This is a genomic window from Serratia sp. JSRIV002 (genome assembly GCF_019968725.1).
In the GTDB taxonomy this organism is placed as follows: domain Bacteria; phylum Pseudomonadota; class Gammaproteobacteria; order Enterobacterales; family Enterobacteriaceae; genus Chania; species Chania fonticola_B.
In genome coordinates, this window is record NZ_CP074143.1 from 5,152,019 (window position 1) to 5,163,465 (window position 11,447).

The 11,447-nt window shown below is 52.8% G+C and carries 11 protein-coding genes; 2 read left to right on the top strand and 9 right to left on the bottom strand.

Features of this window, described 5'->3' with window-relative positions:
• Positions 1–23: 23 nt before the first annotated feature.
• The 4 genes from KGP26_RS24160 to KGP26_RS24175 all read right to left on the bottom strand — a co-directional run bounded on the left by KGP26_RS24160 (position 24) and on the right by KGP26_RS24175 (position 4,626).
• Positions 24–773: a fimbria/pilus periplasmic chaperone gene (locus tag KGP26_RS24160; RefSeq protein ID WP_021179566.1), complete on the bottom strand. Its 750-nt coding sequence runs from the start codon at positions 771–773 to the stop codon at positions 24–26.
• Positions 774–781: 8 nt separating this feature from the next.
• Entirely contained in the window at positions 782–3,358 is a 2,577-nt protein-coding gene (locus tag KGP26_RS24165; protein WP_371822647.1) for an outer membrane usher protein, read from the bottom strand.
• Positions 3,359–3,480: 122 nt separating this feature from the next.
• On the bottom strand, positions 3,481–4,017 hold the full coding sequence (locus tag KGP26_RS24170; protein ID WP_021179564.1) for a fimbrial protein: 537 nt from the start codon (positions 4,015–4,017) through the stop codon (positions 3,481–3,483).
• Positions 4,018–4,086: 69 nt separating this feature from the next.
• Positions 4,087–4,626, bottom strand: coding sequence for a fimbrial protein (locus KGP26_RS24175; protein ID WP_021179563.1), 540 nt, complete (start codon positions 4,624–4,626; stop codon positions 4,087–4,089).
• Between the two features lie 762 nt (positions 4,627–5,388).
• On the opposite strand from KGP26_RS24175, the gene KGP26_RS24180 reads away from it, so the two are divergent.
• Both KGP26_RS24180 and KGP26_RS24185 read left to right on the top strand, forming a co-directional pair.
• Positions 5,389–5,709 (top strand): FaeA/PapI family transcriptional regulator, encoded by a 321-nt coding sequence (locus tag KGP26_RS24180; protein ID WP_024529112.1) that lies wholly within the window; start codon positions 5,389–5,391, stop codon positions 5,707–5,709.
• Positions 5,710–5,824: 115 nt separating this feature from the next.
• Positions 5,825–6,604, top strand: coding sequence for a helix-turn-helix transcriptional regulator (locus KGP26_RS24185; RefSeq protein ID WP_223664673.1), 780 nt, complete (start codon positions 5,825–5,827; stop codon positions 6,602–6,604).
• 32 nt (positions 6,605–6,636) lie between these two features.
• Here KGP26_RS24185 and KGP26_RS24190 read toward each other — a convergent pair whose 3' ends face one another.
• From KGP26_RS24190 to KGP26_RS24210, 5 genes are all read right to left on the bottom strand, one after another.
• Positions 6,637–7,209, bottom strand: a complete 573-nt coding sequence (locus KGP26_RS24190; RefSeq protein ID WP_098929790.1) for a type 1 glutamine amidotransferase family protein — start codon at positions 7,207–7,209, stop codon at positions 6,637–6,639.
• Positions 7,210–7,339: 130 nt separating this feature from the next.
• Entirely contained in the window at positions 7,340–7,765 is a 426-nt protein-coding gene (locus KGP26_RS24195; RefSeq protein ID WP_021806801.1) for an RbsD/FucU domain-containing protein, read from the bottom strand.
• 91 nt (positions 7,766–7,856) lie between these two features.
• A complete protein-coding gene (locus tag KGP26_RS24200) occupies positions 7,857–8,621 on the bottom strand; it encodes an SDR family NAD(P)-dependent oxidoreductase (RefSeq protein WP_223664674.1) in 765 nt (254 codons plus the stop codon).
• A 35-nt stretch (positions 8,622–8,656) separates the two neighbouring features.
• Positions 8,657–9,964, bottom strand: coding sequence for an MFS transporter (locus tag KGP26_RS24205; protein ID WP_223664675.1), 1,308 nt, complete (start codon positions 9,962–9,964; stop codon positions 8,657–8,659).
• Between the two features lie 123 nt (positions 9,965–10,087).
• A complete protein-coding gene (locus KGP26_RS24210; protein ID WP_021806804.1) occupies positions 10,088–11,134 on the bottom strand; it encodes a LacI family DNA-binding transcriptional regulator in 1,047 nt (348 codons plus the stop codon).
• Between the last annotated feature and the right edge of the window lie 313 nt (positions 11,135–11,447).

The window sequence follows — 11,447 nt, forward strand, 5'->3', positions numbered from 1 at the left end:
TAACCTGGCACGACCGGTTTCAATTAACTCTTCTTCGCCGGTTCCACCTGACAGTCCGATCCGCCGCAACGGAACGTCAGCACTGGGCGGCCGCCATAATCATTGACGTAGGTCAGCACTGGCGATCCCCCTAATACCGACGCGCTAATACCTAAAGGAGCACTACTTTTCGGCTCCAGCATCAGCGGCTCAAAACCCGTTGCGCTGACGCCCTTTCTGCTGCCCGCATCCACCAGCGTCACGTAGTACGGCGTCGGGTTGTTCACCACATACTTGTCGCCCTGCTTGGTCAACGTCAGTTGGTCCTGCCACGGCGTCGCCATCTCGGTGACCGTTTTCACCAGCGCTTTTGGCCGATAGAACAGTTTGATGCGCGTCTGCAACGCCAGTTGCAAGGTGTTAGCCTTGTCACTCTTCGGCGGGATTTCACGCAGGTTGAAGTAGAACAGCGTTTCCCGATCCTGTGGCAGTTGGCTCAACACCGGTAACGCCTGTACCTTCACCTGGCTCTTGGCACCCGGTTCGATGCGCTGTACCGGCGGCAGTACCGTTAACGGGCTGGTCACCTTGTTGCCCTTGGTATCCTCTATCCAGCCCTGAGCCAGATAGGGCAATTGCGGGTTGTCATTGTTGACGTTCAGGCTCACCGACTTATCGCCGCCAGGAAAGATGATCCGGGTACGATCTAGCGCGATCGCCGCCTGGGCCTGCGTGGTCAGCGCGCACAGTAAGGTTGCGGCGACCAGCGCCATCCCCGTATTGGTTTTCGTCATTTCGTATCTCATTGTATTGTCTCAGCCTTTTTCTGTATTGCGGCCAGGTCTGTGGTGTCTTTTTTCGCGGTTATCGCCCGGCAAGGCAGCAAGAGCTCAGCCATGCCGTTCGCTGGCAATACCGCCGGTAATGTCAGTTCACACTGCGCCTGTTCATCCCAGTGAACCGTCATCGTTTCACCGCGCTCAATACCACTCAGGTATACGCTGCCGGCGTCGCTGACGATCCCCACATCGCGTTTTTTCAGGTTCTGCACCGTTGCCCCAAACGGCGGCATCGTGCCATCTGCCAGACGGATCACCGCCATGGCCTTCTCACCCGCTATCACGTCAAACCGGCGATAGCCTATCGCGCCTTCCGTCAGCGTGGCCTGCACCACCGACTTCATCGCTTCGGCGTTATCCGGCAACTTATCCAAATCTATATTCACCCGGTTGCGGTAATAGCTGTTCATGTCAGCCACCACGGCTTTGCCGTAGCGGTTGGTGCGCACTGGGGCACCGTAGTTACGGATCGGGATATTGGCTACACCATCGGTGTCGACCAGCAAACGGGTGCCGCCCGGAATAGCGACCCTATGCATTGCTGCACCTTCTGCAGTTGCCGTTACCCCGCCCTGCAATGCCAACCCCACCGTGCTGTAGCTCCCGGATTGAGCACTGGCGGTGGCGTTAATCTGCGCCCAATCCGCCTCGTGACTATAGAAACCACTGGCCAATGGCCCTTTGCGAGTAAAGCCGGTGCTCACCTGATAGCTGCCACGATCCCCGACCCGGTCTGAATAGCTGACCCGGTGGGTGTTGTCATTGCGATCCAGCGTGCCGCTGTAGCTCATCGAACCGCTGTTACCCCAAGGCAGCGACAGTGACAGGAACACCCCGTCGTCATTCTGCCCGTTGTACTGGTTACGGTAGCCAGTCATCGACAGGCTGAGGTTCTTGAAGCGGCCAATATCCATGTAGCGCATCAGCGACAGGCTGTAGCGATCGTTGGCGTCCCGATCCCAATAGGTCTGATGGTCATAGTTCAGGTTGGCCGTCAGCCCTATCTCGCGGAATTGCTGGCTGTAGGACACCGTGTACATCTCTTTGCCGCTCTGGCTGCGGGTTCCGAGGTTACGTACCTCCAGGAATTCCCCCATCGACATAAAGTTACGTTCCGAGAAACGATAGCCGGCAAAGGTCACCTGGCCACCAATCTGGTCAAAGTTCTTCGAATAGCGCAGACGATAGGATCCCCCGCTTAGCGTGTCCCCCTGCGGCAAACTCGCCCGCGACTGAGTCACGTCAAACGACAGTGCACCAAACGCCATCAGGTCGCGGCCAATCCCCACCGCCAACGCGTTGTACTCGTCACCGGCCACCACGCCACCGCCGAACAGTGACCAACCATTGCTGACGCCCCAAGAGAATTCACCGCTACCGAATAGCGGCCCTTGCGTACGGTGCCGCCAGTCTGTTGGCCGCCCGCTCGCCAGCTTGTAGCGCACCATTCCCGGGCGGGTCAGATAAGGGATGCTCGCCGTGCTGATAGTGAACGCCTGGACGCTTCCGTCCTGCTCTTCGATCCGCACGTCCATCAGTCCCGATACCGCGTTGCTCAGATCCTGAATACGGAACGGGCCAGCGGGCACCAGAGATTCATACAACACTCGCCCCTGCTGGCTGACCACCACACGGGCGTTGGTGCGTGCCACGCCACTCACCTCTGGCGCATAGCCGCGCAGGTTCGGTGGCAGCATCGCGTCGTCGCTTACCAGGCTTAGCCCGGTGTAGCGGAAGCTGTCGAAAATGTCGGAGTTGAGGAAGTCTTCACCCACCGTCAATTTGGCACGGAGCCGCGCGATCGCCCGATAGGCGGTATACTGTGTCCACTCAAAGTTGCGCTGGCTGGACTGCCCAGAGCCGGTTTGATGGTCAATTTGCGTCTGCCAACTGGCACGCAGCCGCCAGCTTCCCGCATTGGCGCCCACCACCCCGTTGCCGCTCAGGTTATAGCCTTTCTCGACACCGTCGTTTTGATCCTGACGTTGACTCTGAGCATTGAGGTTGTAATCCAGCAGCAGCCCGGGAATACCGTTATCCCAACGTGCGGGAGGATCCCAATCGGGAGAGCTGTATTCCAGGTAAGCCTGCGGAACGCTGAGATAGAGTGTGTTGCTGCCCAGCTCGGGGCGCGCCGTCATCCCCTCGAGGCTACCGATCACCAAGCATTGCCCGTTGTGCCACCAGGCCAGATCGCGGGTAAATTCCTCTTTCAGCCCCATTTGTTCCACCAGAGCGGCAGACAAACAGGCTTCGGTCACGTTTGGATCTTTGTCCGTGGGATAAAATGGGATCGTCTGTTCAGGCAGTTCTTGCTGGTTGACGTTAATCAGCAGGCTGTATTCACCCGGCATCACGTAACCACTGCGGGAAAAACGTCCCAAATCGATATTGCCGCGCTCCTGAACGTCGAGCACGTCGGTATTGAATTCGATGGGTTTAGCGGCAGAAACCTGGCCATTCACCAGTGCCAGCGCAATCAACAGCGGCAACAAGCGGGTGCGCGGAACCTGTACTCCTACAAGTGGGGTGCTCATCATCCATTGACCTTTATGCGTTAAAACTTTCCCGGGCGTTATGGTTGTTATTAAAGGGAATGCCCTGCCGGAGAAGTAAATCTGTCTAGGCGTGCTGACTATCCGTTATCATGTCAGCCTGCAGCTCAGTGATATTCCAGCTGGTAGCGCACCTGAGCGCTATAGGTGCCCGTCTGCAACGGCTGGTTGTTGGCGACCATACGTGCGGTGTAATGCAGCAGCATTTCTTTGCCCTGCAACACCGGCGTCTGCGGCGGCAACGCCTTACCTGGAACGGCCTCATTCCCCAACGCATCGTTCAGCACCAGCGCTACGCCGCGTGCCTGCCCCTCTACGCCGAAACGCCCATCTTCATTGCGACCGTCAAACGTGACGCGAAAGTGCTGCTTGCCCAGAATATTATTGTTGCTGTGCTTAAGCGTGCAGTTCACCAGCCGGATACTGAATGGCCGCGACAATGCCTGACTGTCATTAATAATCCGATCAAAGGGCAGCGTGCCCATATCAACGGTCTGGTCTCGGCTGGTGGTGTCAATATCGCAGGCGGTAGCCACTATCGCCCCGTTCATGCTGAGTTGGCTTCCTTCCCCCCAAACCGGCAGCGCCGTGACAGCTCCCACCAGTAAAAACAACGAGGTAGCCGTAAAACTATTCACCGACATCCCTGGCTCCCGTAATCAGCAAGGACAGCAAAAACTGCATGCGGAAACCGCATGCAGTAACATCCACTATTAGTTGTATGCCATGGTAAAGTTGGTGGTAGAGGTGAAGTCACCTTCTACGATATCGGTCAACGTAGTACCGGCATGCCCCTGTAGGAAGGCGGTGAAGCTCAGAGTGTTGTTACCCGCAATCAGGTTCTGCACGGTAGTTGCAGTACCCAGGGTGATCGGTTGGTTAGAACCATCAAACATCGCGATGCTTGCACCTTTTGCCGCGCCAGTGATGGCCAGCAGAGTGTTGGTGGTGCCAGTTGCGCCGCCATTTGGACCAGCGAAGGTGACCTGTACTTTGTTCTTGCTAGAGATATCGCAACCTTGCAGTTTGATATCAAAGTTCACCACGTTAGTAGATTTACCACCATTCACCAGCTCCACATTAGCCACCTGGCCAAAGCTCTTGGTCTGGTCAATACTTTCTGGAGCGATAGAGCAAGGTGCATCAATGATTTTACCTTCGAAATTTACCTTGCCCGAACCCGCATCAGCATTTGCCAGAGAGACCATACCCAGAGACAGAACCGTAGCCAGCGCAATGTTAGTCAGTTTCATGTTTTCTTTATCCTTAAAACGTTAATTTAACGAGAAATCCAGACATACCTACCCCGACACAATTAAAACGGTGCCTATCAGAACAACGCTGTTTTATTTGGCGGTAATGGATATACCCGGCAGCATCCTTTCATTTGGTATAAAAGAAGGCATCCCTTTCCTTCCCCTTTATTTGCGAAGGGGCATATCACCAGAAAAGACAAGGCTCTCCCGGCGCTTCATCCGATGAATAAAGCGAATTATTAAAATACAACTTTATGCGACAGCCCTGAATAGATAGAACTTCAACCATAAAGCAGCCACGCACCAATTTTTTCATTGATCCAGGTATTTATGATAAGACAATTCTCACACCTTCTCCATCGGACAACCTCATCTCCTGTCGCCAAAAAATTATTGCAAATACCTATAATTTTTGAAAGTGTTGTTTTCCAAACAGAGCAATTTCGCCATAAAAACCTTATTTATATGCAAGAATATTCTTATTGCGACGACTACGGTCGCAAAAACGAATTACTTAGTATTTTATGCTGCAAAACGCGATATTTGCGAACTCATTGATCGTAAATTTGGTTTTCACGAAACAATAGTCCATGATAGCTTAGAATGGTAAACTGACGCCTCATAAGGAAGAAATGGGGGTTATGATTCTGACAGTATTCCCCTGTGATCACCTAGAAAAGTTAGCAACAAAAGACAGCAGCATAGGATTATTCCATTCCGAATAGCACCCATCAAGACGCATTAAAAGGAGGTAGTGACATGTCTTATCGCACCAATAAAGAAAGGGAAAAGCAGCTAAATAATGTTTTTATTGCCCTACAAACCCTTTGCAAGCGCGACATTCATCACACAGGCGTTCCCCCGCAGGTTCAATGGCCCAAGACACGGGAAATCGCAGAATACTCCGAGACAACAATATACCTTGCTCGTTACTATCTGCTGCGATTAGTTGAAAACAAAAAAGCTTATGTTACCTCTGGCGCTGTCAATAACAGTTTACGCTGGTATATTGCTGAACCCTCGCCATCACCTAAACATCATGAAAAAAGGGAAGCGCAGCCCGTTGCGGCGGAAGGCTAAATACGCCTCCCCCTTCTGACTTGTGTTTGATTTTTTTCTACTGACATTTATCTATCCCGTGTCTGCCATGGTGTTTCACGTAAGGCAGACACGCCGGTTGAAAGGAACTCATGCCATGAAACAACCTCTGTCCATCATGATAATCGATGCTGACCGTTATTTTACCTATGGTCTGGGCTTGGGGCTGCAAGCCTATTTTCAGGCCCATCAGCAGGACATCCGTCTGCTTGAGGAAACACAGGTTGGCAGCGATATCGACATCATTTTCCTGGGCGATCTGGTCACTAGTTACCCATGGCATTACCGCTTGCATCAGCGGAAAAATCATCCGATGGTATTCTTTATCACTGAGCAGGGGCGCAACAAAAACCAGCTCAAGCCAAGAGTGCATTGCGAACAATGCCATACCAGGGCGCTGTACCGCCACCAGCCGTTATCCTCATTATACGAGCGATTGGATAGCGTGCTGTTTTCGCCCTTCGCCTCGCCAACAGCATCAAGCCACGATTGCACCTGTATGTCTCCGTTGACATCGCGGGAAGAGGAGGTATTGCGCTGTATACACATGGGAATGAACGGGCAGGATACCGGCAACTATTTGCAAATCAGCAATAAAACCGCCAATGCCCATAAGCAGAACGCCATGCGCAAGCTCAATTTCAGATGCAATCAGGAGCTGTATCAATGGCTGCTGCAGGGGGGAGGACACTATCTGAACGAACGGTCGTCAATCAATCTGCCACGTTTGCCACTGCAACCAAAGGTGCCCGCAGAAACCAGTCTCATTTCTCCGGCACAGTTAGTGGTACGGCAGAGAAAAGACCGCCCTTATGCAGCCTTGTCTACGCGCAAACAACCAGACCCCCTCGTCCAGAGAGAGCCGGTCTCAACGTGAGGGGGGTCTCGGAGGCTATTTATAACAGTGGACTAGCCTGGCTTGCGGTGCTCCGCAGCATGCATCGCAAGATAGGCATTGAGGTTTTCATCCCCCAAACCCAGAGTACGCAAGATTGCGGCCATAAAGCTGACCGGTGCGGTACCTGGTGCCGTGATAACGCGGCGATCGGCGATGGCATAAGGCACATCCTGATAGTGTTGCGCACCGCCATAGTTCAGGCTCAACAGGTTTTCTGCCGAATTGGAAGTATGGCGTACCTCATCAAGCACGCCCGCCTGCGCTAAAACGCGAGTGCCATCGCAAATCCCCGCGACGATAGCGTGACTTTGATAAGCCGCAGCAACCAAGGCGGTGATATCCGGTGCCTGTGCGGTTTGCCAGATAGTGCCCCCGCAGACAATCAGCAGATCGACTTCATCAGGCTGAATGGCTTCTATTGCCAGATGGGGGGTAACCAGCATGCCACCTGAAGAGATGACCTGGGCTGCGCCAGGAGTGGCAAAACGGCAGTCAAAACCGTAGTACCCACGCCCCGTCGAATTGATCAACGCGGTTTCCCAATCGGAAAAGTTTTCAGTCAGGAGGGTAATAGCACGTATCATCGGAGTGTCCTTGTCAGTATCAGGGGCAATTTTCAGGATTTTCCTACCCACAAAAACCAAGAGTAACCTGCACTGTTGACAGTTTCTGTCAGTAGCCAACAGAGGCCCCTCCCGCAAAGATAACCCGCATTCAATCAGCCAGAGAAACCGGTGCCACCGTCAGCAGCAGGTTGGCAAAGCGCCGCATCTCACCGCTAGCGATCACCAGTAATGTCTCCTGTGATTTTGCCGCATGATAGAAAGCCTCGCGGTTGAGGTAATCGATGGGGCAACCGTCAGGCAGCAGTTGCTGATATTCGGTAGCGATGGTGTTAGTGAAGTCCTGCGGCCAGGCCATCATTGAGGCGTGTTCCACGTTAATGTGCTTGAGCACTTTATCTAATATCACGCTGCTGGCGATCATTCCTGGGGCCAGGTTCAGATAGACAATGGTGGCCTCTTTCGACGAGTTGGTGACGAACGAATAGTTACCATCGGCGATGAGGATCTGGGTTTTATGCCCGCACAGCGCCAGGGCGCACAACAGTTGCGGATGAATAATGTCGGCCTTGATCATAGTGCTTTCCAGTAGGGAAGACAGGTGGGCGCAGCATGTGCAGCGCCCCTATGTAATGAATCTGATGCGGTTTATCAGCGGCTGGGTAGGCTCACATACGGTAAATGCCGCCGTTAATATCAATGGTGGCGCCAGAGACGAAGCCGTCATATTCCGAGGCGAGGAATTTAATCACCCGAGCAACGTCCTCCGGGCTCCCCGCGCGGCCAAGGGGAATGCCGTGGATGGTTTCATCGGCAGATTCTTTACTGGTATGCAGGTTATGGAAGCGAGTGCCAAGAATAAGCCCCGGCGCTACGGCGTTGACCCTGATTCCATGTTCTCCCAGTTCCGCCGCCAGGGAGCGGGTCCAGGTTAATACCGCCCCTTTGGCCATGGAGTAAACCAGTGAACCAGAATGCCCGCCGGAACGACCAGCCAGTGAGGCCAGATTGACGATGCTGGCTCCGTCCTTGGCGCTTTTTAAGTAAGGTAGCGCGCTTTGCGTGACGTTCAGCATGGTCGTCATATTGACATCAATCACCGTCTGCCAGAATTGACGGTCGATCTCGCCTAACCATTTACGGGCGATAATGCCGCCCACGTTATTGATCAGTATGTCTATCCCCCCCAAAAACTCGGAGGCGGCAGAGACGCATCGCTGGGTATCTGCGGTATCGGTTAAATCTGCATAACCATAGGCGGCGCGTTGACCGCGCGAATGGGCTAAGTCAGCCAGTTCCTTTGGCCCCTCTTCACCGCTGAAATAGTGGATGTAGATGTCGCACCCGGCGTTAATCAACTGCTCTGCGGTAGCTTTGCCAATCCCCTGCTCGGCCCCGGTAATAAACACTTTCTTACCCGTTAGATTTCCCATTTTATTGCCTCTCGATTATTTGTAGATAAAACCAGTTATGAGCGAATAACGCCTTCACGCTGTTTGGCGCAGTAAAAAATGCAGATCAATCCGGTAACCAACAAACACAGCGACAGGAAAACCAGCCCCGGAGTATTACTGTTAGTGACGTCCTTTAATAACCCGACCACGTAAGGCGCGACAAAACCTCCGATATTGCCGATACAGCTCACCACCGCAAGTCCGGCCGCTGCCGCCGCCCCGGTTGAAATATTGGCGGGCATGGAAAGGAATGAAGGAACCGAGGTATAGATACCTATCGCAGCAACGCTCAGGAACATCAGCGCGACAAATACGTTGTAGTTAAAGAATACCACGGCACCTATCAGGCCAAAGGCGGCGACAATCATGCTGATGCCGGCAAACACGCCGATTTTTTTGCTTTTACTGGCCCACAGGCTCCACGGATAAACCAGCAAGGCGGCCAATCCGTAGGGAATAAAGGCAATCAGGCTCACGTGGAAAATATCATCCCCGGAGATAGCTGTGATGATGGAGGGCAGCCACATCCCGAAGCCGTAGATCCCACACACCATGCCAAAATTCAACATGGCGTATAACAGATACTTTTTATTTTTTATCCCCTGCACGAAATCAGACAGCTTGACCTTGGAACCCGATTTGCTGCGGGTGGCATTGTCCATTAGCCAGGCTTTCTCTTCCACATCGAGATAGCCCACATCCTTCGGTGAGTTATTGATAATAAAAGGAATAAGCAGGCCAATAATCACCGGCGGAACACCTTCGAGGATAAACAGCCACTGCCAGGGTTCCAGGCCAAACCAGCCATGTTCGATGTTAAGGATCAGCCCGGAAATCGGTGAGCCAATAGCGTTCGACAACGGCTGTACGATGATAAACATGCCGAGGATCTTGGTACGGTACTTCTCCGGGAAAAATACCGTGAAGTAATAGACGACCGAGGGGAAAAATCCCGCCTCACAGACTCCCAGCATAAACCTACAGATATACAGCTCCATCGGCGTGCGGACAAACCCCATCAGCACGGCAAATATCCCCCAGGTGATAAGGATCCTGGCAAACCAGATACGTGGGCCGAACTTGATGGTTCCCGCATTACTGGGGATCTCAAACATAAAATAGCCGATAAAGAATATCCCAGAGGCAAAGCCAAAGGCCGAGGCGGTTAACCCCAGGCTATCTTCCAGAGCAATTGCCGCATAGGCCATATTATTACGATCCAAAAAAGCCAGAAAGTATAATAAGATCATTAATGGGACAATATTCAGCGTCATTTTCCTGATGGCACTGCGTTCAATTTCCTGAGACGTTCTTTTTTGCATAATAGAATACTTCCAATGTTGTTAATCGGAATAATAATCTGCTACAGGCATGCCTGATGGATACAGGTATATTTACCTGATAATAAGTAATGCTATTTAATCGTTCTCGTTACGCTATTCGCGTTATGGCGTAATGGTTATTACCGACTGGCGGCTGACTAACGTCGGCGGGAAAATAAACTCTTCAGGGACTAATGTAGGATCCCCTACGCGTTGCAATAAGCGCTCGACCATCACCTGAGCCATCTCGGCAAGCGGTGGCATGACGGAGGTCAGCGCTGGCCACACCAGCCCCGAGAGCGGAATATTGTCGATACCCACTACCGATATCTCACCAGGCACCGCCACTCCAGCCTCCCGCAGCCCTGCCAGCAGGCCGATCCCCAGAGCATCGTTGATAGCCACTACGCCATCTGGGCGCGGAGAAAGAGCAAGTACCTGAGCGGCCAGGGTAAAACCCAGTTCGGCCATCTCGGTATCGCCATACTCTCCGCTAGCTTTGCCTTCTATTACCCGTTGCTGAGCGGGCAGCCGATGATTACGCACCACGGTGAGAAATCCTTCAATCTTATGGCTGCGGCTCATGGTCAGGCTGGCCTCGGTGGCAAAGACGATATTGCGGCAACCGCGTTCGATCAGGTGTTGAGCAGCCAATCGCCCGGCCTCTACGTTGTCCATTGAGACGCTGTCGAATAACCGGGCATCAGCGGTGAAGCTCCCCGCCATGCGGTTATCGTAGTTGACGATCATCATTCCCATTTCGGCAGCCTGCGCAAAATGGGTCTTACGAATATCACTCGCCGCAACGATAATGCCGCGCACCCCATGGGCGAACATATCTTCGATAAAGGTGCGCTCTTCATCTTCTTGCCGATAGGTGTTGCCCAACAACACCCGATAGCGGTGTTCTTTAGCCGCCAGGTCAACCTCGCGAGCCAGGGCAGAAAAGCTGGGATTGACGATCGAGGGAACCAGCAGACCGATCATCCGGGCATGCCCGGTTTTCAACTGCTGCGCCACTCTGTTGGGCTGATAGTTCAATTCGCGCATCACCTGTTCGATACGCAGTCGGGTTTCCGGGCGCATTTGATTGCTGCGCCCATTTAACACGTTGGAAACGCTGCTCACGGAAACACCGGCGAGATGCGCGACATCACGAATGTTGGCCATGTTTTCGCTCCCCCTCCGGTGCTAACGTTAATTGGTTAACTTACGCACGGAATGCCATTAAATAACTGTATAATCAACATATTAAATATGTGACCTGGCATTATCTGTATCGTTTTAGTGAAACGATGCAGATCAATTTATAGCGGAGATATCACTCAATCAAGCGACTTTACTGGCCGTGCCGCAGTTGCGTGATGCTTTTGTGAAAGCTATCAAGCCCAGCGCCATGGCATTACTAAACACGGGTAAAATCCCCGGCTGTTTAGTCAGTGTTTAGTGGTGGGGTTAAAGGCTGGAACGGGATTTGGATGGG